Below are 23981 nucleotides of genomic sequence, written 5' to 3' on the forward strand. Positions count from 1 at the left end.
ACGTGAAGGGCGATGGGAACGTGAAGGGCGTGGCCATCGTCCGCCTGGGTGTCGACGTACCGTACGAGCAGGCATGGACCCTGCAGCGGCGGCTGCACGCCCGGCGGGCGGCCGACGAGATCTCCGACCTGTGCCTCATGCTGGAGCACGCCCCCGTCTACACGGCGGGCAAGCGGACGCTGCCGCACGAGCGGCCGGTCGACGGCACGCCGGTCATCGACGTGGACCGGGGCGGGAAGATCACCTGGCATGGCCCCGGGCAGCTCGTCTGCTACCCCATCATCCGCATCGGCGACGTGGTCTCCTACGTCCGGTCGCTGGAGGATGTCCTGATCCAGGTCTGCGCCGACTTCGGGCTGACGGCGCGCCGGGTGGAGGGCGCCGGCGGGGTGTGGGTGCCCGGCGACCCCGCGCACGGGCTGCCCGACCGCAGGCTCGGCACGATCGGCATCCGGGTCTCCGGCGGGGTCACCATGCACGGCTTCGCGCTCAACTGCGTCAACGACCTGAGCTGGTACACCCGCATCACGGGCGACGACGCCGGGGTCACGTCGCTGTCGGCAGAGACCGGCCGGCGGATCACGGTCGACGAGGTCATCCCGTTCGCCGGCAAGCGTCTCGCCGAGGCCCTCGGCCAGGAGCCGTACGACCTGTACGAGGAGGACATCGCCTGACGGCTACGCGCCGCGGCTCTTCCGGCGGATCTTGATCTGGCGCATGTCGGTCACCGCGACCTGCAGGATCTCGTACGGGTGCCCGTGCGCGTCCAGCGCGGCCATCGCTCCCAGCGCGGCCTCGTCCTCGCCGTCGTCCGGCCCCGCGGGCACCTGGCAGCGGAAGGTGAAGGTGGAGACGCTCGCGTCGTGGGTGAACGCGCCGCCCTCGGTGTAGGCCGCGCCGCCGGCCGCCGTCACGGCGGCCCGGCCGGCGTCGTCGAGGCCCTTGAACTTTCCTCTGATCGTCACTCTGAACACGGTCGTCCCTCTCGTACGGCGTAGTCGCGGACCCGCTCGCCCAGGAGGCTCTCGGCGACGTCGAGCAGATCCAGCACGGCGGCCGCGATGACGTCCGGGCTCTCCCCCGCCGTCGTACGCCGCCCGATCTCGGCGTACACCAGCGAGTGGAGGCAGCCGATGTGCCAGGCGACCACACGCGGCAGCGGATCGCCGGCGTCCGCACCGGTCTCCTCGGCCAGTTCGGCCGCCAGCGCGTCGGTCATCCGGCGGCCGAGGTCCTCCAGCCGGGCGGTCAGCGTGGGGGCGGCCCGCATCATCTCCAGCACACGTCCGAAACCCGGGCTCAGCCCGACCGTGCGTTCGCGCCCGTGTATCTCCCGGCGCAGGCGCTCCAGCACCGCGACGGCCGCCGACTGGCCCGGCGGCCGCTCCCGCACGATGTCGGCCAGCCTCCGGGGCGACGCCTCCTCGGGCGGGAGCACGAGGTCCTCCTTGGCCTGGAAGTAGTTGTAGACGGTGTTCACCGACACCTCGGCGGCCTGCGCGACCTCAGCCATCGTGACGTTGCCGAATCCGCGCTCCACGAACAGCCCGACCGCCACCTCGGCGATGTGCTGCCGCGTCCACCGCTTCTTGCGCTCCCGTAGCCCCTCGGCCATTTCTGAACCCTACTGCAAAATTGCGATGGATTGCACTTTTCGGACCTCTCGCCGAAGGCGGCGGCCTCGGAGATACTCGCGGGATGAACCCGTCCGCACCCCCCGGCGAGATCCACACCGACCCGCTTCCCCGTGACGCCAGGAGACGGTTCCTCCGGCTCCGGGGCCGGCGGCTGGACCGGCCCGGCCCGGCCGCCCGGCTGCTCACCACCGCCGTGTCGGCCGTCGTCCACGCGGTGACGGCCGCCATCCTGGCCGGGGGCGTCCTCATCGTCGCCGGCTGGAAGGGCAACGTGATCGGCTGGCTGTGCGGCAGCGTGCCCATCGCCATCGCGATCTGGACCAGGCCCCGGACGGTCCGGCTCCCGGACGGCGCCGAAGAGGTCACCAGGGCCGAGGCGCCCGCCCTGTTCGAGGCGGCCGGCCGGATCGCCGGCGCGGTCGGGGCGGCGCCGCCCGCCGCGATCTACGTGCACGACCGCCTCTTCCGATGCGCCCACCTGCGGCCCGGGCTGCGACGGCGGCCCGTGTTGCTCGTCGGCCTCCCGCTGCTGCTCACCCTGACCCCGCGGGAGCGGGCCGGCATGCTCGGCGCGGAGCTCGCGCGCGACGTCAGCGGCGACCCCGGCCGCGGCCTGCTCGTCCCGTCGGCGCTCGCCACCACGGGGGAATGGCGGCACGCGCTGACGGGCGTGCGGGTGGACCGCTACCGCGACTTCGGCGACCCCCTGCTCGAGGCGAACAGCGCCGTCCAGGGGGGCAGGATGGCATCACAGGCGATCGGCAAGGTCACCGGCTGGGTGCTGGTGTGGCCGCTGTTCCTCGCCGAGCTCGCGCTGCGCCGGCTCGTCTCCGCCCAGTCGCAGCACGCCGTCTACTACGCCGACCAGGTCGCGGCCCGCGCCGTCTCGTCGCGGGCCGTCGCCGAGTACGTCGACGCCCTCACCACGGCGGAAAGCCGTCTCACCCCCGTCATGGCGGCGGCCAGGCGCGGGGAGACCGCCGAGGAGATCCGCCGGGCCGTGCTCTCCAGGGACGCCACCCCCGATCTCGTGGTCGCGCGCAGGCAGGACTCTCTCGCGGAACAGGACGGCTGGCAGGCGGAGCCGCCCACGGCGCTGCGGGCCGTCCTCCTCGAATCGGCCGGCGTCGACGACGGCACGGTGGGCCTCGGCCCGGGCGAGTCGGACCGGATCGACGCCGAGCTGTCCCGTCACCTCGCCCGCACGGTCCGGGAGCTGTCCCGGATCACCTGAGGGCAGGTAATAAGCTGGGTTCGTGAACGAGCGTTCCGACAGGCACGCAGGCCCGCGTACGGCGCCGGGCCCCGTGCCCCCGCTCGGACCCCGGGCCCGCGGACCGCTGCCGCGGAGTGCTGCGAAGGAAGTCGCATGACCGTCGCTCCTGAAGGCCGAAAGCTCCTCCGCCTGGAGGTGCGCAACAGCCAGACCCCCATCGAGAAGAAGCCGCCGTGGATCAAGACACGGCTGCGCAACGGCCCCAACTTCAACGAGATCAAGTCGTTGGTGAAGGGCGCGGGGCTGCACACCGTGTGCCAGGAGGCCGGCTGTCCCAACATCTCCGAGTGCTGGGAGGACCGTGAGGCGACCTTCCTCATCGGCGGCGACCAGTGCACGCGGCGCTGCGACTTCTGCCAGATCGACACCGGCAAGCCCGCCGAGTACGACAGGGACGAGCCGCGCCGCGTCGCCGAGTCGGTGCGCCAGATGGGCCTGCGCTACGCGACGGTGACCGGCGTCGCCCGTGACGACCTGCCCGACGGCGGCTCCTGGCTGTACGCGGAGACCGCCCGACGGATCCACGAGGCGGTCCCCGGGTGCGGCGTCGAGCTGCTGGTGCCGGACTTCAACGGCGACCGCGGTCAGCTCGAGGAGGTCTTCTCCAGCAGGCCCGAGGTCTTCGCGCACAACATCGAGACCGTGCCCCGGATCTTCAAGCGGATCCGGCCGGCGTTCCGCTACGAGCGCTCGCTGGCGGTCATCGGCATGGCCCGCGAGGCGGGGCTCGTCACCAAGTCGAACCTCATCCTCGGCATGGGCGAGGAGCGTGAGGAGATCACCCAGGCGCTGCGCGACCTCCACGAGGCCGGCTGCGACCTGGTGACGATCACGCAGTACCTGCGTCCGACCCAGCGTCACCACCCCGTGGACCGCTGGGTCAAGCCCGAGGAGTTCGTGGAGCTCCAGCAGGAGGCCGAGGGGATCGGCTTCGCCGGCGTCATGTCCGGCCCGCTGGTGCGCTCGTCCTACCGGGCCGGCCGCCTCTATCAGCAGGCCGTCGCCGCCCGCGTTGGCGAGTCTCGTTTTCATTAAGTCAGCTCGACGTTTGTATCCTTCAGACCATGGCGAAAGACGCAGCGTCTCCGGGGCGCCTCAAGCAGCTCCGGATGGTCGCACAGATCATTCAGCAGGCGAACCCCAAGGGTATGCCGATCGTCTACGCGTCGGCTCTGGGCACGCTCGTCCTGTTCGTCGTCCTTGGCGTGATCTTCGGCTGGACGTGGATCGTGTTCGGCGTCTTCGCCGCCGTACTGGTCGGGATGATCGTCTTCAGCCGCTTCGCGCAGAGGTCGCAGTACTCGTTGCTCCACGGCCAGCCGGGGGCGACGTACGCGATCCTGCAGAGCCTGCGCGGCACCTGGTATGTCGAGGAGAAGCCGGTCGCGGTCAACCGCGACCAGGACCTCGTCTTCCGGGTCGTCGGATATCCGGGGGTCATCCTCGTCTCCGAGGGCCCGGCCAACCGGGTGCAGCGCATGCTCCTCGCGGAGAAGAAGCGCGTGCAGCGGGTCGCGGTCGACGTGCCCGTGTACGACATCCAGTGCGGTGACGCGGAGGGTCAGGTCCCCCTGGCCAAGCTGCAGCGGCACGTGATGAAGCTGCCCCGCAACCTGAAGAAGGGCGCGGTGTCCGAGGTCAACAACCGGATGCGCGCGCTCACCCCGGCCATGCCGCTGCCGAAGGGCCCCATTCCCAAGGGCGCCCGGATGCCGCGCGGCCCGAAGATGCGCTGACGACGTTGGACCTCGTGGGGAGGCGGCCGGTCTCCCGGTCGCAGACCTCCCGGGCCAACCGGGGCTGGTGGGACGGCGCGGCCGACGAGTACCAGGCCGAGCACGGCGGTTTCCTGCGCGACGACGGCTTCGTGTGGTGCCCCGAGGGGCTGGACGAGGCCGACGCCCGGCTGCTGGGCGACGTGACGGGGCGCCGGGTCCTGGAGATCGGCTGCGGCGCCGGGCAGTGCGGCCGGTGGCTGCTGGGGCGCGGCGCCACGGTCACCGGCGTCGACCTCTCCCACCGCCAGCTGCAGCACTCCCGGCGGATCGACATGTCCGCCGGGGTGACCCTGCCCGTCGTCCAGGCCGACGCCGAGACGCTGCCGTTCGCGGACCGGTCGTTCGACCTCGCGTGCTCGGCCTACGGCGCGCTGCCGTTCGTGGCCGACGCAGGGGCGGTGCTGGCCGAGGTGCGGCGTGTGCTGCGGCCGGGCGGGCGGTTCGTGTTCTCCGTCAGCCACCCCGTCCGGTGGGCCTTCCCCGACGATCCGGGCCCGCGCGGCCTGACCGCCGACCGCCCCTACTTCGACCGGTCGCCGTACGTCGAGTTCGGCGAGGACGGCGAGCCGTCGTACGTGGAGCACCACCGGACGATGGGCGACTGGGTGGGCCTGATCGCCGCCTCCGGCCTCGTGCTGACCGGGCTGACCGAGCCGGAGTGGCCGCCGGGCCACGACCGCACGTGGGGCGGCTGGAGTCCGCTGCGCGGGCGCCTGCTGCCCGGCACAGCGATCTTCCAGTGCGTCAGGGCCGCGTCGTAGATCAGGCGAAGTAACGCAGCCAGACGTACCCCCAGGCCATCGTGATGCTCAGCGCGGTGACGAGGATGCCGTACCTGGTGAACTGCCAGAAGCCGATGCGGTGGCCGGTGCGGGCGGCGATGCCGAGGGCGACGACGTTGGCGCTGGCCGCCACCGCGGTGCCGTTGCCGCTGAAGTCGGCCCCCAGGGCGAAGGACCACCACAGCGCCTGCCCGGTCCGCGCGTCGGGGGCCTGGGCGACCATCTCCTCGACGACGGGCACCATCGTGGCGACGTAGGGGATGTTGTCGAAGAACGCGCCGAGCACGCCGGAGCCGAACAGCAGCGCCGTGGCCGCGAGGAAGTAGTCGTCACCGAGCGCGCCGACGGCCCAGCCGCCGATCGTCGCGATGACACCGGTGTTCACCAGCCCGGCGACCATCACGAACAGGCCCATGAAGAAGACCAGGGTGCTCCACTCGACCTCGCGCAGGACATCGGACATGTCGGCGCGGGACACCAGCAGCATCACCCCGGCGCCCACCAGGGCGACGATCGACGGCTCCACGTGCACGACGGCGTGCAGGCAGAACCCGGCGACGACCCCGCCGAGCACGATCATGCACCGCACGAGCAGGCGTGGGTCGGTGATGGCCCGCCGTTCCTGCAGCGCCATCACCGCCGCGACCCGCTCGGGTTCGTAGCGGAACGACTTGCGGAACAGCACCCGGGTGAGCAGCACGAACACCACGAAGATGACGACCACGATCGGCGCCATGTGGGCCAGGAAGTCGTTGAACGTCAACCCGGCACGGCTGCCGATGATGATGTTGGGCGGGTCGCCGATGAGTGTCGCCGCCCCGCCGATGTTGGACGCGAGGACCTCGGCGATCAGGTACGGCTGGGCCGGGACGCGGAGCCGGTCGCAGACCACCACGGTGACCGGCGCGACGAGCATGATCGTGGTGACGTTGTCGAGGAACGGCGAGGCGACCGCGGTGATCACCATCAGCATGACCATCAGCCGGTACGGCCGGCCCTTGGATTTCTTCGCCGCCCAGATGGCGACGTAGTCGAAGACCCCTGTCTGCTTGACGACCCCAACGATGATCATCATGCCGAGCAGCAGGAAGATGACGTTCCAGTCGATGCCTGCGGTCTCGGAGAAGAACACCTCGTCGCCGGGGATCAGCCCCAGAACGGCCATCGCGCCGGCGGCGATGAGAACCACCTTGACCTTGTGGACCTTCTCCGACGCGATGAAGACGAAGGCCACCAGGAAGATCGAGAAGGAGACGACCGCGCTCACGTGCGGCGCCCCGGGGGTCCGGCGATGAGCGTACGGCTGGCGGAGTTCAGGCACGGCGTCCGGATGGGACGGCGCCGCGACGACGGCATGGTGAAGCGGTGAATGATCGAACCTCCAGATCATGGAAAGGCCGCATGACGCGACGCGACGCGAACGGACGCGACGGGGTCTGCGGCCGAAGAGGGTGCGGGGCGGCCCCGCGACTCACCTGTGGCGGTCACTCACCAGGCGGGACGAGGGCCAGGCTGGTGAGCAGCCGCTCCAGTGTGATCGCCCCGGCCAGGGTGCCGTCGGGGCCGACGACCGCGGCGATGGGGCTGCGGAGCCTGGTCATGAGGGCGGCCACTTCGAGCAGGGTCGCGTCGAGGGGCACCGTCACCGGTCTGGGCGGCTGGGCCGGCAGGCAGTCTCCCACCGTTATGCCGGCCAGTTCCTGCCAGAAGCTGTCGGCGTGGGCCTCGTCGATCGCCCGGGCGAGCGCCGGGTCCTCCTGGTAGGCGCCGGGAACCGCGAGACGCAGCACCTGCGTGCCGGGAAGCACCCATCCCGGCCGTCCCCTGTCGTCCACCACGATCAATCCGGGCATCCGGTTCAGCACCATGATCCGTACGGCCCGGGCGACGGAGTCGTGGACGGTCACCGTCGGCAGGTTCACAACGACATCGCGCGCTTGCATCAGGTCATCACATCGATCGGGAAGGCGGACGGTTCCGGGTATGGTCATCGGGCCGCCTCCACGAACTCGGCGAAGCGGCGTTCCAGATGGGCGAGCCGGTCGAGGACGGGCCTGCTGTGCAGGATGTCGGCGAGCTGGTCGGCCTCGCGCTGGTCCAGGTTGATCGCCTGCAGCGGCGTGTCGGGCTCCGCGGAGTCGTAGACGACAAGCCGGCGACGGCCGGACTTCTCCACGAGCACGCCGAAGCGCTGTCCGTCGCGGGTGACGCACTGGTGCACCACGGTCGCGACGCCGGGCAGGGTGGCGCGGGTCACGTCCATCTCAGCTCCCTCCGATCGGTGACAGGGCCGGATCAGGACCCGTTCCGCGCCTCTTCCGCACGGGCCGCGTAGCCCTCGGCCCAGCGGACGAGGTCGGCCTTGAGCCGCACCTCGACGCGGTGCAGGTCGATGACGGTCACCTCGACGCCCCACTCGCGGGTGCGGCGGCTGATCCTCGCCGACAGGTCGCGCAGGCTCTCCCCGGTCGGCCGGGCCAGCTCCACCAGGCCGCGTTCCGCGACGTGGGCGCGGATCTCCGCCTCCGTGGCCGCGAGGGTGGCCGACTCCGACCGGCCGGGGTCCAGGGCGTACGCGGCCGGATCCCGCACGGACGCCAGCCCGGTGCCGTTCACGGTCACCGCGACGCCGTCCGCGGTCACGGCGTCGAGCCACAGCAGGTCGAGAAAGGCCGGGCCCAGCGGGACGCGGACGGCGCGGTCGGCACCCGGCAGCACGGCGGCGAGGCCGGGCTCCTTGACCGCGGCGAGGCGGCCGAATCGGAACACCACCAGTCGTTCTCCCTCCTTGACGACGCGGAGCACGGCGACGGCCGACACGACCAGCAGCACTCCGGCCGCGACCGCCCACGCGGCGAGCGGCGTCTGGGAAGCGAGGCCTGCCGGCGTCATCGCGTCCCCCCTTTTCCGTCCGTCGTCTCCTGGGTTCCAGTCTTCGAGACGGCGCGGGCCACCACCATCGGGTGCGGCACCCATATCGGGAGAGGTATGACATGTAGGGAGGCCGCACGATGGGGGGCAGCCCGCATGGACACCGGCGTACGAGGACGAGCAGGCTGTGAACCGTGAACGAGCGCACCGACCCGCAGAGCGGCCGAGCCGCGGCACGGACGCGGCACCCGGCCCGCGCCCTGTTCTGGCGGCTGTTCGCGATCAACGGGCTGGTCTTCACCGTCGGGACGTTCGTGCTCGCGCTCTCCCCCGCCACGGTGTCCTCACCGGTCCTGCTCGCCGAGGTGCCGGTCCTGACCGTGGGACTGGCCCTGATCATCGCCGCCAACGCGCTGCTGATCCGCAAGAGCCTGGCCCCGCTGGACGCGCTCACCACGCTCATGCGGCGGGTCGACCTGCTGAGGGCGGGCGACCGGCTCACCGACAGCGGCAACGGCGATCTCGCCCAGCTGATCGGCACGTTCAACGAGATGCTCGAACGTCTCGAAGCCGAGCGCAGCGCCAGCAGCGCGTACGCGCTGGCCGCGCAGGAGGGGGAGCGGCGGAGGATCGCGCGCGAGCTGCACGACGAGATCGGCCAGAGCCTCACGGTGGCCCTGCTGTCGCTCAAGCGCGTCGTCGACCGGGCGCCCGAGGAGCTCCGGGAGGAGCTGTGCTCGGCCCAGGAGACGGTCCGCGCCAGCCTGGACGAGGTGCGGCAGGTCGCCAGACGGCTGCGGCCCGGAGTCCTGGAGGACCTCGGCCTGCATAGCGCGCTCAGCGCGCTGAGCAGCGATTTCTCGCAGGCGAGCGGGATCGCGGTCACGCGTGAGGTCGACCCCGCCCTGCCGGCTCTCAGCGAAGAGGTCGAACTCGTCCTCTACCGGATCGCGCAGGAGGGGTTGACGAACGTGGCCAGGCACTCGAAGGCCCGCCATGTGGAGCTGTCGCTCACGCAGGAGAATGGACAGCTCACGCTGCGCATCGCCGACGACGGGCGCGGGGGCGTCCACAAGGAGGGCGCCGGGATCCGCGGCATGCGCGAGCGCGCCCTTCTCATCGGCGCCCGGCTGACCGTCGACTCCCCGCCCGGCGGCGGCACGGACGTGCGTCTGGTCGTACCCCCACACGCGGTGAAGGAGAGCTGATCCGTGGGAAGCCCCAGAACCCGCATCCTGCTGGCCGACGACCACGCGCTGGTCCGGCGTGGACTGCGGCTGATCCTCGACGCGGAGCCCGATCTAACGGTGGTCGCCGAGGCCGCCGACGGCGCCGAGGCGGTCGAGGCCGCCCGATCGGAGGAGATCGACCTCGCCATCCTCGACATCGCGATGCCCCGGATGACCGGAATCCAGGCGGCGCGCGAGATCTCACGACTCGCGCCCCACATCCGGATACTGATCCTGTCGATGTACGACAACGAGCAGTACTTCTTCGAGGCGCTCAAGGCCGGCGCCTCGGGCTACGTGCTCAAGTCGGTCGCCGACCAGGACCTCCTGGAGGCCTGCCGGGCGGCGATGCGCGGGGAGCCCTTCCTCTACCCGGGTGCGGTCACCGCCCTCATCCGCGACTACCTCCAGCGCGCCCGGCAGGGCGACCGCATGCCGGACAGCATCCTGACGCCCCGGGAGGAGGAGATCGTCAAGCTCATCGCCGAGGGCAACTCGGCCAAGGAGATCGCGGAGACGCTCTTCATCAGCGTGAAGACCGTGGACAGGCACCGCGCGAACATCCTGCAGAAGCTGGGCATGCGCGACCGGCTCGAACTGACCCGTTACGCCATCCGCGCCGGCCTCGTCGAACCCTGACCGAGGTTCCCCGCGGTGTCAGAGGTTGACCACGACCGTTCCGGCCGCGCGGTCGTGCAGGCCGCGCCGGTCACGGTCCCAGATGAGGGCGGGCACGGCGAGGCACAGCAGCAGCGTGCGGACCAGCACGCCGAGGAAGCGCGGCCGCCCGCCGTCGAGCCCGGCCACTCGGATGCCGAACAGGCGCATCCCCAGCGTCATGCCGACCGTGCCGACGAGAAGGACGTACTCCGCGGCGAAGACCCCGAGGCCGACCGCGCCGATGTCGTTGCCCTGGACGCGCAGCAGGCCACCGGCGATGGCCCAGGTGCACACCAGCCAGTCGACGAGGACCGCGCCGATCCTGCGTCCCCACCCGGCGACCGCCCCGGGACCCTGCTCCGGCAGGCCGAGGCGCTCCCCCGGGTAGCCCAGGTCCGCCCCGGCGGCCCGCGGGCCCCCGATCCAGGTCTGCGTCCAACGCGGCTGCCGGTCACTCATGGTTTCCCAGCGTATCGGGGAGGGTCACCGGTCTGGCGTCCGGCCACGAAGCCGGAGATCATGGGCAGGCCATCGCATGAAATCCCGGTATGGTGAGTCGCTTCCGACCTGAGCGTTTTGGAGGGAACCGTGCGGCCGGCGGACCCCGATGACATCGACGCGCGCTTCGAGGCGCTGGTGTCGCAGTTCGACCAGGACGAGATCCGGCGGATGACCGCCGCGGCCGGGACGGCCTCGTTCTCGCCGGCACGGCGGCGTCGCCCGGCCGCACTGGCGGCGATCGCGGGCCTGGTCGTGCTTCTGGGGCTCGTCGTCGTCCTGCGGCCCGACGTCCTGGAGAAGCTCGGCGTCGTCCGCCCGTCCGCCGCCGGCGGCGAGGACGTGGTCGTCTCCGGCCCGGTGGTCGCCCGGCCCGGGCCCGTGCTCACGCCCATCCCGGACGGCGAGGAGGGCCTGTTCGACCACGGGCCCGTCCCGGCGCCGTCCGCCGGTCCCTTCGCCGGCACCCCCGCCACCGGGTACGCCGACGGCGAGCAGGGACTGGTCATGCCCGCCGCGCGGGCGCTCGGCGGGCTCACCGAGGAGGAGGTCGGCCAGGCCCTGCTGCGCGTACGGCGGCTGCTGTCGGCCGCGCACCTCGACCCGGCCACGGTGCGGGGCGATCTCCCGGTGGCGTTCGTCGGCCTGCTGCATCACCGGCAGCGCGAGGCGTTCCTGCGCCGCCTCGACGACGGCGGCCCCACCGGCACCCGGTCCTGGCTGTTCAGCCTCGCCCCGGGCACGGCCGAGCCGGTGGGAGACGTCGTGAAGGTCTCCGGCGAGACGACGATCGCCAAGAGGGCCGGCGGAGGCGTCATGATCACGGCGGACTACCTGTTCGTCCACCCGGTCAGCCGGCCCGGCGCGCCCCTGGTCGTGGCGAGGGTCGTCGAGCACCACAGGAGCGAGTTCTCCGCGTACCGGGAGGACGGCAGGCTCGTCGTCTGGCTGGCCAAGGACGATTCGGCCCTCTTCGGCGCCAATTGCGACGCAGACGACGGTTTCGTTCATCCGCGATTTCCCGGGGATCCCCAGAAAGCGCGGCCGTCCGGCGAGCCCGTCGATCCCTACGACCGGGCCTCCGGCGTCTCCGGCGTTTCCGGAGGGCCGCGCTGTCCGGCCGCGTTGGGCACCTGACCTGCGAGAAAGCCGTACGATGGAGACCGGGGAACGGCGGGCCGACGTTATCGCCGCGACCGCCCGGGTAGCGCTTTCCCTTAACACGCGCGAAACAGTCGAGACACGGGGCGGAAACGGCACCGGCCTACTTTCGGGTTGCTAGCCCATGCCCCTGGGAGGTTCGAGAGTGTTCAACTCCGCCGATGACGTCCTCAAGTTCATCCGGGACGAGGGTGTGCAGTTCGTCGACGTCAGGTTCACGGACCTGCCGGGGACGACGCACCACTTCACCTTCCCGTCCGAGAACTTCGGCCCGAACGTCTTCACCGACGGCCTCATGTTCGACGGCTCGTCGATCCGCGGGTTCCAGGCCATCCACGAGTCGGACATGCTCCTGCTGCCCGACCCGACGACGGCCGTGCTCGACCCGTTCCGCCAGCACAAGACGCTGAACATCAACTTCTTCGTGCACGACCCGCTGACCGGCGAAGCCTACAGCCGCGACCCGCGCAACGTCGCCCGCAAGGCCGAGGAGTACCTCAAGGGCACCGGCATCGCGGACACCGTGTTCTTCGGCCCCGAGGCCGAGTTCTACATCTTCGACGACGTCCGCTTCGAGACGCGCGCCAACGCGGGCTACTACTACATCGACTCCATCGAGGGCGCCTGGAACACCGGCAAGGCCTCCGAGGGCGGCAACCTGGGATACAAGCCCCGTTACAAGGGCGGCTACTTCCCGGTCCCGCCGATGGACCACTTCACCGACCTGCGCTCGCAGATGGTCCGCAACCTCATCGAGGCCGGCATCGAGACCGAGATGCAGCACCACGAGGTGGGCACCGCCGGCCAGGCCGAGATCGACTTCCGGTTCGGCACGCTGCTCCAGACGGCCGACAAGCTGATGCTGTACAAGTACATCATCAAGAGCACGGCCATCCAGGCGGGCCGTACGGTCACGTTCATGCCCAAGCCGATCTTCGGTGACAACGGCTCCGGCATGCACTGCCACCAGTCGCTCTGGAAGGACGGCGAGCCGCTGTTCTACGACGAGGTCGGCTACGCCGGTCTGTCGGACATCGCCCGCTACTACATCGGCGGCCTGCTCAAGCACGCCCCGTCGCTGCTGGCCTTCACCAACCCGACGGTGAACTCCTACCACCGCCTGGTGCCCGGCTACGAGGCCCCGGTCAACCTGGTCTACTCCCAGCGCAACCGCTCGGCCTGCGTCCGCATCCCGATCACGGGCTCGAACCCGAAGGCCAAGCGCATCGAGTTCCGCGTGCCGGACCCGTCCTGCAACCCGTACTTCGCCTTCGCCGCCATGCTCATGGCCGGCATCGACGGCATCCGCAACAAGATCGAGCCGCCGGAGCCGGTCGACAAGGACCTGTACGAGCTGCCGCCGGAGGAGGCCCGCAACATCCCGCAGGTGCCGGGCTCGCTGGAGAAGGTGCTCGACGCCCTCGAGGCCGACCACGACTACCTGCTCGAGGGCGGCGTGTTCACGCCGGACCTCATCGAGACCTGGATCGCCTACAAGCGCGAGAACGAGGTCGACCCGATCCGCCTCCGCCCGCACCCGCACGAGTTCGAGCTCTACTACGACGTGTGATCCGCTGACCTGTTGACCTGGGCGGGAGACCGTACGACCCCCGCTCAGGGCACATCCAGGGCACTCACGTCCGCAGGATGGCCATCGACCGGCGCCGCACCGAAGGCACGGTCGATGGCCTTTCGCATGCGCTCCTCCCCCGACGTCATACGAACGGCGACAAGAACGGCGAGAAGATCACGGCACTGCTGCGGCGGTACCGTGGTCAGAAGCGGTAGCCGGCATGCTCGGCGCGGGCGCCCACGGCGCCGGTTCGAGCCGGACGGTGGCCGCGGGACCGGCCGGCGTGCCGCCGTCGCCGTTCGCGAGCGCTTCAGGACGGCCTGTCTGCTCCCCTGTCTCACTGTTTGAAGGTCGGCCGAGCGTCCTCTCTGATGATTTCCACCATGTCGTCGAATTCGGGAAGGCCGCCGGCGGGAGCGCGGACGACAGCGGCCTGAGACGGTCTGGGTGCCGTTATGGTCGCGGCCGCACCCCAGGACTGGATATCGGTTCTGACGCCACTCCTGCTGAAGGGCTTTCTCTGTCCCTGGGTGGTCCAGCTTGAGGTGACCATGAAGGGGAGGCCCCGCCTGTCGAAGGCGACGCTCCACCTCAGGACCAGATTCGCGTAAGCGGGGTCGGGTCCTTTCCCCGCCACCTCGCGGAACGTGGGTGAGAGCCGGTAGAGCTCGGCGAACGTGATGGTGCCGTCGTAGAAGCCGGTCACCTTGAGGTCCGGGGTTTTGCCGGCGGGATTCGGCAGGTTGAACTTGCGCCTGTCCGCGTGGGCGATCAGTGCCTTGAGCGTCGCGATCTCGAAGATGTTGACGACCTGGTCGCCGAAGGCCGTGGCTCCGGCGCTGCGCTTGCCGCGCGCCGCCCAGGTCTTTCCCTTGGGCAGGCCCGCGGTCCACAGGCGCCCGGTGCTGTAGAACCGACCGTCCGTATTGACCCAGCGATGCGACTGAGTCTGCGCGATCAGGCTCTGCGAGACCAGGTCGCCTTCGGCGGCACGTTCCTTGGCCAGCGGGAGATCATAGCGGCCGAACTGCACCTGGCGCGTGATACCCGCCGCGGCGACGCCACGCCTGCCGAGAAGCAGCGTTCCGTTCTGCAGCACATTGAAGCGGTACGGATTGGGCCGGGACCGAGAGCGTCACCGCCGGACCGACAAGTACGGCGGATAAGAGAACTGGTAATCGGCGCATCAATACATGCCTTCGATAAGAGCCGGAAATCGGACATAACGATCTTCGGTGGTGCCGCAGCGTAGCATTTGCGGAGGCGAGCACGAGTCGTTTCTCGCAGAGCCCGGATTTCCTCCGACCGCCTATCTGCGGGTCGCAGATTCAGCGGGCGTTTTCCCCGTGGCTCCGCTCGTACTTCTCCGGATCGAGAAAGTACTCAAATGCTTGGGTCGTGGCCTTGACGACGACGGGATCCCCGATGGGCGCGGGCCAGATCTGGAGGTAGTGGTCGTCGACGGCGTCCTCTGTGCCCTCGGTGTCCATGCCCTTGACGTGGTACCGGATGCGATAGGCCCCCGGCCCCGCCGGGAGAGCGGGCAGGGGGCACATGACACTCTCGCCGAAGCTGAACCCCGTCATCTCCAATCGGCCCGACCCGGACACGTAGCTGACCTCCACGATGTCCTCATAACCCTCCCGGTCTGCCCCCGGATCCCGATCGGCGACCGTCACCGTGAAATTGGCCGGTCCCCACTGGTGGGTGATGTGCAGGGTGACATAGCCCTTCTCGACCTCGATGATCCGAGCGGACTGGACCGGCGTTTCCACATCTTCGCTGAATTCATCGTCCGCCAGGTAGGCGACACCGCAGTCCTCCACTTCCACCTGCAGGCGTACGGTCCGCTGTTGATCGTCACTCATGGGCGGAGAGCGTAGACACCGCCACCGACAAGATCGATCGTGGAGTGGTGACCCGGTTGAAGTGCGAGCCTCGGCCCTGGACGGTGAGGTGATGGATCTGTCCGCCCTGGAGGGCCTGCGTCTGACCGCGGTCACCGCAGCCCTGTTCACCCACTGCGGGACGCGTGGGAGCCCACCACCGGGACGGTGGTGAGAGCACCAGCGAGTTCGGGAACGGTTCCGCTCCCAGCGCCTTCACCGCCTGCCGCGCGAGGTCGGCCCCCGGCCATTCCGACAACACCGGCCGTTGTTCACGCCCGACGACCGCCTCCGCCAGGTGGCGTAGGCCGTGCAGGTCGAGGTAGGCCTCTATAGCGGCGGAGCAGGTGTCGCCGACCACGACGACGCGCCTGCCACTGGCCCGGCAGGCCTGCAACACCTCCTGCGCTCCCGATGCGGGCACGGCCGTCGTGGCCGCCGCCAGCTCGGCCTCCCTCACCATCTCCTCAGCCTGCGCGCCGTAGTTAGGGCCGACGCTGTAGGCATATCCCATCTTGGCGAGAGGGTCGGGCTCGATGGCAGTCAGGACCGACATCCTGTGCCCTGCCGAGAAGAGCATCTCGTAGATCCCGTTCGCGATCGCCGCCGTGTCCACACCGCGGAAGAAATCACAAAGCGTCCCGTCGAGCGGGATCAGAACGGTGTGGGTCCGTGCCAGGACACGGGCGACATGCGGCCGCACCCTCATGCTCATGAGCGGAAATCTCTCACAGAGACGATCGGCGGCTGAATTCACGCCGTCGTGCCTGGGATGTCTACCGCAGCCGTACGCGTACGTTCACCGTGCTGTGCCATACGGCGGGAGGGCGGGGGTCCTGCGCAGCAGGAGCGTGAGAGCGCCGGTGGCGGTGAGCAGGAGCACGGCGAGGGCGACGACGTCCGGCCACCCGGCGTCCGTCCAGGCGCGGCCCGCGAGGCTGCCGAAGACGGAGGACCCGAGGTAGTAGGTGAACAGGTAGAGCGAGGCGGCCTGTCCCGTGGACACCCCGCCCGCGTACGCCCGGGCCGGGACCCATCCGCTGGCCACTCCATGGACGGCGAAGAAGCCCGCGGTCAGGAGCGCGAGGCCGGCGACCACGACCGGCAGCGAGGACGACAGCGTGACCAGGGCGCCGGCGACGGCCAGGAGGCAGCCCAGCGGCGTCACGGTCCGGCGTCCGCGGGCGTCGGCCAGCCGGCCGAAGACCACGGAGCTGACGGAGCCGACGGGATAGACGAGGAACATCAGGCCGGCGGCGCCGAGGCCGAGGTGGAACGGCGCGTCCGCGAGCCGGAAGCCCAGGGTGTTGAACACCGCGACCAGGGCCCCCATCGAGCAGCCGCCGATGCCGTACAACGCCAGCAGTCCGCGGTCCGACAGCGCGCGCAGGCTCCCCCGCAGGAGTGCGCGGAGGCCCGCCGGGGCCGCGACGAAGCGCCGGGAGGCCGGAAGCAGCACACGTACGGTCAGGGCGCACAAGAGGCCGAGGGCGGCGGCCGCGGCCAGGGCCCAGCGCCAGCCGGCGGCCTGGGCGACCCCGCCGGTCAGGAGGCGGCCGGCCATCCCGCCGAGCGCCGTGCCGCCGACGTACAGACCGGCGGCGCGGGCGTGCGTGGACGGGTGCAGCTCCTCGCGCAGATAGGCGGTGGCGACGGCGGGGAGCCCGGCCAGCGCGACGCCCTGGAGCAGCCGCAGGACCATGAGCGCCGGCCAGCCGGGCGCGAGCGCGCACGCCGCCGCGACGACGGCGGACGCCGTCAGCGACAGGTGGATCAGCCGGGTGCGTCCGACGACGTCGGACAGGGGGCCGGCCACCAGCAGCGCGACGCCGAGCCCGAGCGTGGTGAGCGACACGCTCAGCGTGCTCTCCGCGGTGGACACCCCGAACCGCGCGGCGAGCTCGGGCAGGATCGCCTGCGTGCTGTACAGCAGCGCGAAGGTCGCCACCCCGGCGGCGAACAGCGCGACGACGACGCGCCGGTAGCCGGTGGTTCCCGGCGGGTGTCCTTCCACGGCGGAGGTCTCAAGAACAGCGGTCACCCCCACGAATGTGCACTTCCTGGGCATATGCGTCCAATGCGATGAAGAGCCAGATTCGATGCGTCATGCGTATGATGGCGGGCATGCTGCTCCGGGACCTGTCCTGGCTGGTCGCCCTCGCCGACCACCAGCACGTGACCGACACCGCCGCCGTCCTCCGCACCAGCCAGCCGACGCTCTCCCGCGCCCTCGCCCGGGTGGAGGCCGAGCTCGGCACCCGGGTGTTCGAACGCGCGCCGGACGGCGTGCACCTGACGCCCAACGGGACAGTGGTGGTGGCGGCCGCGCGCGACCTCACCGCGCGCTACGAACAGCTCCTCGCCGACCTCCGGAGCCTGCTCGACCCGGACACCGGCGTGGTGCGCCTGGCCTTCCTCGACTCCATCGCCACCTCTCTCGTCCCCCGGTTGCTGCGCTCCTTCCACGAGTACGCGCCCCGGATGCGCATCCTGTTGCGCCAGGAGCCGGCGCACGAGATCGTGCGGGACCTGCGCACGGGGGCCGCCGATCTCGCGATCGTGTCCCCACGCCCGGCCGGCGACTTCGGCTGGCACCCCCTGCAGGAGGAGCGGCTCGTGCTCGTCGTGCCGCCGAGCCACCGGCTACGCGACCGCAAGGAGGTGGAGCTGCGGGAGCTGGCGGACGAGGAGCTCGTCACCACGCCGGTCGGCTTCGGCTACCGGGCCCTGGTCGACGCGCTGCTGCGCGACGCCGGGGTGTCGCCCGCGGTCTCCTTCGAGAGCCAGGACCTCGCGACCATCGAGGGCCTGGTCGCGGCCGGGCTCGGCGTGGCCGTCGTGCCGGAACCCTTCGCCGGTCAGTCCGGCACCGTCGGCGTCCGCATCGCGGCGGAGGCCGCCCGCCGCACCATCGGCCTCACGTGGCGTACGGACCACGCCCTGGCCGCCCCTGCCGTCCGATTCCGGGACTTCGTCGTGACGCCCGATGCGTGAAACTACGATGACCTGATGCGCCGGACCGGCCCGAAGCCGTACTGGAACACCAACGTCGCCCGGCACGCGGGCATCCTCCGCGCGGTGCCCGAGTGGTGCGGCGACGCGCTGGACGTCGGCTGCGGCGACGGCCTGCTCGCGCGGAAGCTGACCGGCCGGGCGAAGCGCGTCACCGGCCTCGACAGGTCACCGGCGATGATCGCGCGCGCCCGCGAGCTGTCCGCCGGACGGCCGGAGCTCACCTTCGTCGAGGGCGACTTCCTCACCGCCGCCCTGCCCGTCGAGGGGTACGACTTCGTCTGCTCGGTGTCCGCGATCCATCACATGGACTTCGATCCCGCCCTCACCCGGATGCGCGAACTGCTGCGGCCCGGCGGCACGCTGGTGGTGGTCGGTCTGGCCCGCGAGGCGTCTGCGGCCGATTGGGCGGCGACGATCGCGGCCGCCCCGGTCGTACGGATCGTCAAAGTGCTGCGCCGCGCGCGGGAGCCCGAGGGGATGCCGGTGGCCGACCCGCGGATGAGCTATGGGCAGGTGCGGGCGGCGGCACGCCGATCCCTGCCCGGCGTGCGCTACCGCCGGCACGTGCTCCGCCGGTACTCCCTCACCTGGACGAAGCCCTAGTGCTCCTCGCCCGTGCGCAGGAACTCCGGCCGGGAGCGGTCCCAGCCCGGCACGTCAAGCGCGTTGAGCGCCGAGACGATCCGCTTCTCCTCGTAGACGAAGTGCGTCTCCATGAGCGCGGCCAGGCTGTCCAGCTCGCGGCGGACCTCCACCGGGTCCGCCGCCTGGTCCAGACGGCCGGCGAGGTCCTGGAGCCGCCGCAGACAATCCTCCACCAGGCGGTGGTCGCGGCGTAGTTCCTCCAGCACCGGGCGCAGCTCGGGGAACCGCCGGGCGAGTTCCGGGAACGCCCCGTCGTCCTCACCCGTGTGGTGGCGGTTCAGCGCGGAGCAGAAGGCGAGGCAGTGGGCCCGCAGGTCGCGGGGGCGGGCGCCTCCGGCGAGGTGGGCGTCGATGTCCTCGCGCAGCGCCGCAAGCTCCTCGCGGAGCCAGATGTGCACGTCGATCAGCTGGTTGCCGAACGCCCTCAGGCGTCCATGCGATGTCGTCAAGGTCGTCCCTTGTACCGGCGCCTCCATGCCCTCGGCGGTCTCCTTGCCGGGTGCACCGCGACGCTGGCAGAGGATCTATCACCACGCCGGCCGATGCGTCAACGGTGCGGGGACCGGCGGTAGCGGACCTCGGTCAGCGGGAAGCCGTCCGACTCGTCCCGCTGCACGGCCCCGTCGGGGCGCCAGCCGCCGCGCTCGTAGAACCGCCGGGCTCGGTCGTTCCCCTCGACGACCCAGAGGGTGGCCTGCTCGTACCCCGCGGCGGCGAGGTTGTCCAGTGCGGCGGACATGAGCCGCCCGCCGACCCCGGCGCCCCATACCTCGGGCATCAGGTAGATCGCCGAGACCTCCGCCACCGAGGCGGGACCGACGTCGTCGTCCCGGCCGGGGCCGAACGCGGCGAATCCGGCGACGGAGCCGTCCACCTCCGCCACGAGGACCTCCGTACGCCGCGGGGACTCCCCCAGCAGCCGCTCCCACACGGGCAGACGCATGGCCGGGGTGAGACCGTCGAGATGGGCCTGGGGCATGAGCCCCGGGTAGGCGGCCTGCCACGACCGGACGTGGACGGCGGCGATCGCCGCGGCGTCCACCGGTTCGGCGCGTCTGATGAGCATGCACACTCCGTATCCGCATTCGGCCGCCGACTCCGGCGCCTGGTTATCCCCTCGCGGGGACGAGCGGCGGCTCCATAATGGGCCGGTTCGTACGTAAAGGCGAATCATTATTCGTAATCGGCTTTGCGCGCGCTTTGTTCTGGCCTAACCTCGTCGTTCGTGAAACTCGCCATGATCGCGCTCGCCGGTTCGGTGACGCTGGGGCTCGTCCCGGCCGTCTCCTCCCCGGCCGCCGCCCACCCGATCAAGAACACGACCCTCACCGGCAACCGCCTGTACAGCGCGGGACCTTTGCCGACCACCTCCTGCCGGGAAAGACCGGTGAAGAAGAACAACGCGGCGTCGGCCAAGAGCTATCTGGCCGGTGTGCTCAGATGTGTCGACCGCTCGTGGACCACCCAATTGCGCAAGGCGGGCCTGAAGCAGTCCCGGATGAAGCTCACCTACGCCGACAAAGTGCCGGCGAAGTTCTGCGGCGTGAAGTGGCGCAAGGACGATTGGGACGCCTACTACTGTGACGAGAGCCGTACGCTTCTGATTGTGCTCTCGAAGGACCTCCTGGAGGATCCGGGGGATCTCTATCTGTTCAACCTGGTGGCGACGTTCTACGGCGAGCACGTGCAGAACGCCGCCGGCATCTACCGGGCCTGGATAAACCTCGACTCCCGGAACAAGGCCGAGCTCGCCGAGCAGAACCGGCGCTACAACCTGCAGGGCCACTGCTTCGGCGGAGCCTTCATCCGCAGCGTCTGGAAGTCCCTCCACCGCGACCCCGAGGACTGGGACGACCTGCTCTACTACGTGCGCGGCTGGGCGGGCAAGGACGGCGGCAGCAGGAAGTCCATCACCTACTGGGCCAACGCCGGGTTCAAGTCCGGCGACCCCGGCTCCTGCAACACGTGGGCCGCCCCGTCCTCCAAGGTGGCGTGACGTGGTCTCCGGCACCGGCTGACCGCGTCGGCGTGGGCGGCCCGGCCGGCGCGGCCGGCCGCCCACACTCACGTCGGCCCCGGAGACCACGTCGTACGTCCACATCGGCGTCGTGCGCCCTCGTGCCGCTTCCCGGTCACCGTCGCCGTGACCTGACATTTCGCGGTGCTGTCCGGTCGTATCTGTGAGAAGCCGAGATCGCACACCGAATCGAAGGGACGGGTGGCGATGCCCACGCGACGCGAGGAAGACGAAGCCACGATCAGGCGGCAGATCGGCAGGATCGTCGAAGGAATCCGGGCCGGGGATCTCGAAGGCCTGAGGCGGCTCTACGCGACGGACGTCGTGTCCTTCGACGTCGAGCCGCCACTGCAGCACGTGGGGATAGACGCGAAGCTGAAGAACTGGGCGAACGTGTTCGCGTTCTTCCGGGAGGTGGATTACGAGGTTCGCGACCTGACCCTCACCGTGGGCGATGACGTGGCGTTCGGTCACTGCTTCGGCCGGCTCAGCGGCACGCTGAGGAACGGGACGGCGACGAGCGGCATGTGGGTCCGGGGCACTTTCTGCTTCCGGAAGACCGACGGCGACTGGTTGATCGCGCACGACCAGGTTTCCGTGCCGCTCGACATGGCGAGCGGCCGGGGAGTGACCGACCTCGAGCCCTGACGCGGGCGGTGCCGCCGGTGACGCCTCGGTCCGTGCCGACCGCGGCGTCACCGGAGCCGGAGTCTGCCCACCGAGCGGGCCGTCTCCTCCCGGTCCGGCGGCTACTCCATCGCGCCGTTCGGCGCGGGCCGGGCCGCCTCCCGGCGCCCGGGCATCCCGACCGCCGCCGCCGCACGGCCGGGCCGCGGCGCCCGGGTACGGCGGACAAGGACCAGGCCGGTCAGCACGATGACGAGGCAGAGCCAGGCGAACGCGTCCCCGAGCCGGGTGTAGAGCGTGGCGCCCGGCCCCGGCGCCACCCGGGCGGACGCGACGGCGAAGTCGCGACGGCGGGCGGTCACGTCCTCGGCCAGCACCCGCCCACGGCCGTCGGCGATCATCAGCGTGCCGCGCTGCCCCGACCACGCCGTGGCCAGCCCGTGCTCCACCCCGCGCAGCAAGGCGGTGCGGCTGTGCTGCCACCCGTCGACGTCCTCGTCCGACGCCGGCACCGCCAGCAGGGCGGCCCCCGCCGCCGCGTAGTCACGGGTGGGCGCGGGGACGTTCACGTCCGCACAGACCTCCAGGGCGGCGCGGAAGCCGCCGGGGAGGAAGACCAGGTCGTGGCCGGGCCGCAGGGCCTCGCCCGGCCCGACGTTCCACTTGTGGTACTCCACCGGCGCGCCGCCGTCCGCCGGTATCGCCAGGGCCGAGTTGTACCTCCCCTCGGCCGTGGTGTGGAGCAGCCCGGCCACGATGGCCGTGCCTTTCGAACGGGCGACGCGCGCCATCGGGCCCACGAGCGACGCCAGGGAGGCGTCGTCCGCGGCGAACGCGGCCTCGGGCAGCACCACGAGCCGCACCCCGGCAGGCAGCGCGGCGATCCGATCCGCGTATGCCCTGACCAGCGACTCGCCCTCGCGGGTCGAGACGTCGACGCCCCAGTGGCCCCCGGCCCTGGCGACCACGGCGACGTCCTGCGGGCTTCCCGTGCCGGGCGCGCCCTGCAGCCGGAGCACGCCGTACCCGAGAGCGAGCGCGAGCACCCCGGCCGCGGCGGCCCCGGCGCGCAGCCGTACGGCCCACGGGACACGAGGCGCGAACAGCGCCACGGCGGAGGGCGTCCAGCCGGGCGCGAACAGCGCCGCGAGCGCCGAGGACGCGAACAGGACGAGGTACTCCACCCCCCAGGCACCCGTGACGGAGGCGATCTGGACCACCGTGGTGACGTCGGCCTGGGAGGTCGCGAGCGGCCCCAGGACACCGGAGGGACTGGCGAGCGAGGCCAGGTAGAGGCCGCTCACCCAGGCCGCGGGGGCGGCGAACGCGGCGAGCGTCACGAGGCCGCGGACGACGAGCGCGCGGAACAGGAGCGTGGTCAGGGCGAAGAGCGCCGACCCGCCGACGATGATCGACAGCGCGGCCGGCAGCGGGATCGCGAGGGACGGGCGGGGCCGCAGGAGGTAGTCCCAGTTGCCGGCCGTCCCGGCGAGGTACGCCGCGAAGGCGACGGCGGCGCTCCACCCGGCGGTGACCCGCGGGGCCAGCAGGAGAACCGTCAACGGGGCGAGCCAGGCCACGGCGGGCACCGGGGACAGCCCCGTGCCGATCGAGAACGACGAGGCCGAGCACACGAGGACGGCGGCCACGGCCACAGCGCGCCGCGCGCGATCCGTGCCCCCTGCGGCCCGCGAGGCCGCCGTACGTGGTTCAGCGGGTAAGCCCATTGATCATCCTCCACGCGGACCGCTCGCACAGCGAGCGGAACTCCTGCTCCGGCATGCCGATCCGGTTGCCCAGGTAGAGCTGGACGAGGCCCTGGACCAGCGCGATCACGCCCATGGCGACCTCGAGGGGGTCGTCGGGCCGCAGGCGTCCCTCCCGCATGCCCTGCTCGATCCCCTCGACCACGTGGCTGAACGGCACCGCGCCGCCGCCGCGGAAGTCCTCGGGGAATCGGCGCGCCTCCTCCCTCCGGTCGGTTATCAGGAACGTGTACAGATGGGGCCTGCTCAGCGCGAAGTCGAGGAAGTCGTCGAGCAGGCCGTTCATCCGGGCCTCCCAGCCCCCGTCGGCGCCGCGCCTGCCCCAGTACCCCGCCATTTCGCGGAACGAGGCCTCCGCGACGGCCCCCAGCAGGGCGTCCCTGCCGGGAAAGTGCCGGTAGATGGCCATCGGCGTCACGCCGACCGCCTCCGCCACCCGCCGCATGGTGACCGCCTCGGCTCCCTCCGCGACGAGGATCTCCCGCGCGGTCGCCGCGATGCGTGCGGCCGTGTCCCCCTCGATCATGGTTAACACTGTATACGCATTAGATCTACGGCGT

29 protein-coding genes are annotated in these 23981 nt (G+C 71.1%); 14 read left to right on the forward strand and 15 right to left on the reverse strand.

The features are described 5' to 3' along the window. Positions 1 to 2 precede the first annotated feature (2 nt). Complete coding sequence (gene lipB / locus HHX30_RS02160) at positions 3 to 674, forward strand: lipoyl(octanoyl) transferase LipB (protein WP_311922041.1); 672 nt, start codon at positions 3 to 5, stop codon at positions 672 to 674. 3 nt (positions 675 to 677) lie between these two features. Here the strand turns inward: lipB and HHX30_RS02165 are convergent, their stop codons facing one another. Together HHX30_RS02165 and HHX30_RS02170 are read right to left on the reverse strand one after the other, a co-directional pair. Continuing rightward, complete coding sequence (locus tag HHX30_RS02165; RefSeq protein ID WP_211591431.1) at positions 678 to 965, reverse strand: DUF6204 family protein; 288 nt, start codon at positions 963 to 965, stop codon at positions 678 to 680. Continuing rightward, positions 962 to 1615 (reverse strand): TetR/AcrR family transcriptional regulator, encoded by a 654-nt coding sequence (locus tag HHX30_RS02170; protein ID WP_169978768.1) that lies wholly within the window; start codon positions 1613 to 1615, stop codon positions 962 to 964. The genes HHX30_RS02165 and HHX30_RS02170 overlap by 4 nt, the downstream gene beginning before the upstream one ends. Positions 1616 to 1698: 83 nt before the next feature. Between HHX30_RS02170 and HHX30_RS02175 the strand changes: the two genes are divergently transcribed. From HHX30_RS02175 to HHX30_RS02190, 4 genes are all read left to right on the forward strand, one after another. Then, entirely contained in the window at positions 1699 to 2871 is a 1173-nt protein-coding gene (locus HHX30_RS02175; RefSeq protein WP_169978770.1) for a hypothetical protein, read from the forward strand. Between the two features lie 135 nt (positions 2872 to 3006). After that, positions 3007 to 3948: a lipoyl synthase gene (lipA, locus tag HHX30_RS02180; RefSeq protein WP_169978771.1), complete on the forward strand. Its 942-nt coding sequence runs from the start codon at positions 3007 to 3009 to the stop codon at positions 3946 to 3948. A gap of 29 nt (positions 3949 to 3977) precedes the next feature. Continuing rightward, a complete protein-coding gene (locus HHX30_RS02185) occupies positions 3978 to 4649 on the forward strand; it encodes a DUF4191 domain-containing protein (protein ID WP_169978773.1) in 672 nt (223 codons plus the stop codon). Positions 4650 to 4654: 5 nt separating this feature from the next. Beyond that, positions 4655 to 5452 (forward strand): class I SAM-dependent methyltransferase, encoded by a 798-nt coding sequence (locus HHX30_RS02190; RefSeq protein WP_169978775.1) that lies wholly within the window; start codon positions 4655 to 4657, stop codon positions 5450 to 5452. 1 nt (position 5453) lies between these two features. Here the strand turns inward: HHX30_RS02190 and HHX30_RS02195 are convergent, their stop codons facing one another. The 4 genes from HHX30_RS02195 to HHX30_RS02210 all read right to left on the reverse strand — a co-directional run bounded on the left by HHX30_RS02195 (position 5454) and on the right by HHX30_RS02210 (position 8365). After that, the gene (locus HHX30_RS02195; protein ID WP_311922042.1) at positions 5454 to 6740 is read right to left on the reverse strand and encodes an ArsB/NhaD family transporter; all 1287 of its coding nucleotides are present in this window, start codon (positions 6738 to 6740) and stop codon (positions 5454 to 5456) included. A gap of 217 nt (positions 6741 to 6957) precedes the next feature. Beyond that, positions 6958 to 7380, reverse strand: coding sequence for a CBS domain-containing protein (locus tag HHX30_RS02200; RefSeq protein ID WP_311922043.1), 423 nt, complete (start codon positions 7378 to 7380; stop codon positions 6958 to 6960). An 80-nt stretch (positions 7381 to 7460) separates the two neighbouring features. Continuing rightward, complete coding sequence (locus tag HHX30_RS02205; RefSeq protein WP_169978781.1) at positions 7461 to 7736, reverse strand: hypothetical protein; 276 nt, start codon at positions 7734 to 7736, stop codon at positions 7461 to 7463. 32 nt (positions 7737 to 7768) lie between these two features. After that, on the reverse strand, positions 7769 to 8365 hold the full coding sequence (locus HHX30_RS02210) for an SPFH domain-containing protein (RefSeq protein WP_169978783.1): 597 nt from the start codon (positions 8363 to 8365) through the stop codon (positions 7769 to 7771). Positions 8366 to 8538: 173 nt separating this feature from the next. On the opposite strand from HHX30_RS02210, the gene HHX30_RS02215 reads away from it, so the two are divergent. Together HHX30_RS02215 and HHX30_RS02220 are read left to right on the forward strand one after the other, a co-directional pair. Continuing rightward, positions 8539 to 9552 (forward strand): sensor histidine kinase, encoded by a 1014-nt coding sequence (locus tag HHX30_RS02215; RefSeq protein WP_169978785.1) that lies wholly within the window; start codon positions 8539 to 8541, stop codon positions 9550 to 9552. A 3-nt stretch (positions 9553 to 9555) separates the two neighbouring features. Continuing rightward, positions 9556 to 10212, forward strand: coding sequence for a response regulator transcription factor (locus HHX30_RS02220; protein WP_169978787.1), 657 nt, complete (start codon positions 9556 to 9558; stop codon positions 10210 to 10212). Positions 10213 to 10230: 18 nt separating this feature from the next. On the opposite strand, the gene HHX30_RS02225 is transcribed toward HHX30_RS02220, so the two are convergent. After that, entirely contained in the window at positions 10231 to 10692 is a 462-nt protein-coding gene (locus HHX30_RS02225; protein ID WP_169978789.1) for an RDD family protein, read from the reverse strand. A 129-nt stretch (positions 10693 to 10821) separates the two neighbouring features. Here HHX30_RS02225 and HHX30_RS02230 point away from each other — a divergent pair, with 129 nt between their 5' ends. The 3 genes from HHX30_RS02230 (at position 10822) to HHX30_RS02240 (ending at position 13680) form a co-directional block, all read left to right on the forward strand. After that, a complete protein-coding gene (locus HHX30_RS02230) occupies positions 10822 to 11868 on the forward strand; it encodes a hypothetical protein (protein WP_169978791.1) in 1047 nt (348 codons plus the stop codon). A 169-nt stretch (positions 11869 to 12037) separates the two neighbouring features. Continuing rightward, a complete protein-coding gene (glnA, locus tag HHX30_RS02235) occupies positions 12038 to 13462 on the forward strand; it encodes a type I glutamate--ammonia ligase (RefSeq protein ID WP_169978793.1) in 1425 nt (474 codons plus the stop codon). Positions 13463 to 13539: 77 nt separating this feature from the next. Further along, entirely contained in the window at positions 13540 to 13680 is a 141-nt protein-coding gene (locus HHX30_RS02240; protein WP_169978795.1) for a hypothetical protein, read from the forward strand. Between the two features lie 122 nt (positions 13681 to 13802). On the opposite strand, the gene HHX30_RS02245 is transcribed toward HHX30_RS02240, so the two are convergent. From HHX30_RS02245 to HHX30_RS02260, 4 genes are all read right to left on the reverse strand, one after another. Further along, on the reverse strand, positions 13803 to 14564 hold the full coding sequence (locus HHX30_RS02245) for a hypothetical protein (protein ID WP_169978797.1): 762 nt from the start codon (positions 14562 to 14564) through the stop codon (positions 13803 to 13805). A 229-nt stretch (positions 14565 to 14793) separates the two neighbouring features. After that, the gene (locus HHX30_RS02250; RefSeq protein ID WP_211591433.1) at positions 14794 to 15297 is read right to left on the reverse strand and encodes a hypothetical protein; all 504 of its coding nucleotides are present in this window, start codon (positions 15295 to 15297) and stop codon (positions 14794 to 14796) included. A gap of 28 nt (positions 15298 to 15325) precedes the next feature. Further along, complete coding sequence (locus HHX30_RS02255; RefSeq protein ID WP_169978801.1) at positions 15326 to 16066, reverse strand: HAD family hydrolase; 741 nt, start codon at positions 16064 to 16066, stop codon at positions 15326 to 15328. 84 nt (positions 16067 to 16150) lie between these two features. After that, entirely contained in the window at positions 16151 to 17392 is a 1242-nt protein-coding gene (locus HHX30_RS02260) for an MFS transporter (RefSeq protein WP_211591434.1), read from the reverse strand. 83 nt (positions 17393 to 17475) lie between these two features. Here HHX30_RS02260 and HHX30_RS02265 point away from each other — a divergent pair, with 83 nt between their 5' ends. Together HHX30_RS02265 and HHX30_RS02270 are read left to right on the forward strand one after the other, a co-directional pair. After that, positions 17476 to 18345: a LysR family transcriptional regulator gene (locus tag HHX30_RS02265; RefSeq protein ID WP_169978806.1), complete on the forward strand. Its 870-nt coding sequence runs from the start codon at positions 17476 to 17478 to the stop codon at positions 18343 to 18345. 15 nt (positions 18346 to 18360) lie between these two features. Beyond that, positions 18361 to 18969 (forward strand): bifunctional 2-polyprenyl-6-hydroxyphenol methylase/3-demethylubiquinol 3-O-methyltransferase UbiG, encoded by a 609-nt coding sequence (locus tag HHX30_RS02270; RefSeq protein WP_169978808.1) that lies wholly within the window; start codon positions 18361 to 18363, stop codon positions 18967 to 18969. On the opposite strand, the gene HHX30_RS02275 is transcribed toward HHX30_RS02270, so the two are convergent. Together HHX30_RS02275 and HHX30_RS02280 are read right to left on the reverse strand one after the other, a co-directional pair. Then, positions 18966 to 19460 (reverse strand): hemerythrin domain-containing protein, encoded by a 495-nt coding sequence (locus HHX30_RS02275; protein WP_211591435.1) that lies wholly within the window; start codon positions 19458 to 19460, stop codon positions 18966 to 18968. The two genes, HHX30_RS02270 and HHX30_RS02275, sit on opposite strands and share 4 nt — an antisense overlap. 98 nt (positions 19461 to 19558) lie before the next feature. Further along, complete coding sequence (locus HHX30_RS02280; protein WP_169978812.1) at positions 19559 to 20077, reverse strand: GNAT family N-acetyltransferase; 519 nt, start codon at positions 20075 to 20077, stop codon at positions 19559 to 19561. A 159-nt stretch (positions 20078 to 20236) separates the two neighbouring features. Between HHX30_RS02280 and HHX30_RS02285 the strand changes: the two genes are divergently transcribed. Together HHX30_RS02285 and HHX30_RS02290 are read left to right on the forward strand one after the other, a co-directional pair. Next, entirely contained in the window at positions 20237 to 21007 is a 771-nt protein-coding gene (locus HHX30_RS02285; RefSeq protein ID WP_169978814.1) for a neutral zinc metallopeptidase, read from the forward strand. A 228-nt stretch (positions 21008 to 21235) separates the two neighbouring features. Beyond that, positions 21236 to 21676 carry a nuclear transport factor 2 family protein gene (locus tag HHX30_RS02290; protein ID WP_169978816.1) on the forward strand — a complete coding sequence of 147 codons (441 nt, stop codon included), beginning with the start codon at positions 21236 to 21238 and terminating at the stop codon, positions 21674 to 21676. A 101-nt stretch (positions 21677 to 21777) separates the two neighbouring features. Here HHX30_RS02290 and HHX30_RS02295 read toward each other — a convergent pair whose 3' ends face one another. Beyond that, a complete protein-coding gene (locus HHX30_RS02295) occupies positions 21778 to 23382 on the reverse strand; it encodes a nitrilase-related carbon-nitrogen hydrolase (protein WP_169978818.1) in 1605 nt (534 codons plus the stop codon). Then, positions 23366 to 23947, reverse strand: coding sequence for a TetR/AcrR family transcriptional regulator (locus HHX30_RS02300; protein WP_169978820.1), 582 nt, complete (start codon positions 23945 to 23947; stop codon positions 23366 to 23368). Before HHX30_RS02300 ends, HHX30_RS02295 begins: the two co-directional genes overlap by 17 nt. Between the last annotated feature and the right edge of the window lie 34 nt (positions 23948 to 23981).

This window comes from Microbispora sp. H10836 (genome assembly GCF_012999525.1).
In the GTDB taxonomy this organism is placed as follows: Bacteria; Actinomycetota; Actinomycetes; order Streptosporangiales; family Streptosporangiaceae; genus Microbispora.

Coding starts and splice junctions, on each gene's coding strand:
- HHX30_RS02170 (WP_169978768.1), bottom strand. CDS start 1,615: ATGGCCGAGGGGCTACGGGAGCGCAAGAAGCGGTGGACGCGGCAGCAC.
- HHX30_RS02175 (WP_169978770.1), top strand. CDS start 1,699: ATGAACCCGTCCGCACCCCCCGGCGAGATCCACACCGACCCGCTTCCC.
- lipA (WP_169978771.1), top strand. CDS start 3,007: ATGACCGTCGCTCCTGAAGGCCGAAAGCTCCTCCGCCTGGAGGTGCGC.
- HHX30_RS02185 (WP_169978773.1), top strand. CDS start 3,978: ATGGCGAAAGACGCAGCGTCTCCGGGGCGCCTCAAGCAGCTCCGGATG.
- HHX30_RS02205 (WP_169978781.1), bottom strand. CDS start 7,736: ATGGACGTGACCCGCGCCACCCTGCCCGGCGTCGCGACCGTGGTGCAC.
- HHX30_RS02210 (WP_169978783.1), bottom strand. CDS start 8,365: ATGACGCCGGCAGGCCTCGCTTCCCAGACGCCGCTCGCCGCGTGGGCG.
- HHX30_RS02225 (WP_169978789.1), bottom strand. CDS start 10,692: ATGAGTGACCGGCAGCCGCGTTGGACGCAGACCTGGATCGGGGGCCCG.
- HHX30_RS02240 (WP_169978795.1), top strand. CDS start 13,540: ATGGCCATCGACCGGCGCCGCACCGAAGGCACGGTCGATGGCCTTTCG.
- HHX30_RS02255 (WP_169978801.1), bottom strand. CDS start 16,066: ATGAGCATGAGGGTGCGGCCGCATGTCGCCCGTGTCCTGGCACGGACC.
- HHX30_RS02265 (WP_169978806.1), top strand. CDS start 17,476: ATGCTGCTCCGGGACCTGTCCTGGCTGGTCGCCCTCGCCGACCACCAG.
- HHX30_RS02270 (WP_169978808.1), top strand. CDS start 18,361: ATGCGCCGGACCGGCCCGAAGCCGTACTGGAACACCAACGTCGCCCGG.
- HHX30_RS02280 (WP_169978812.1), bottom strand. CDS start 20,077: ATGCTCATCAGACGCGCCGAACCGGTGGACGCCGCGGCGATCGCCGCC.
- HHX30_RS02290 (WP_169978816.1), top strand. CDS start 21,236: ATGCCCACGCGACGCGAGGAAGACGAAGCCACGATCAGGCGGCAGATC.
- HHX30_RS02295 (WP_169978818.1), bottom strand. CDS start 23,382: ATGGGCTTACCCGCTGAACCACGTACGGCGGCCTCGCGGGCCGCAGGG.
- HHX30_RS02300 (WP_169978820.1), bottom strand. CDS start 23,947: ATGATCGAGGGGGACACGGCCGCACGCATCGCGGCGACCGCGCGGGAG.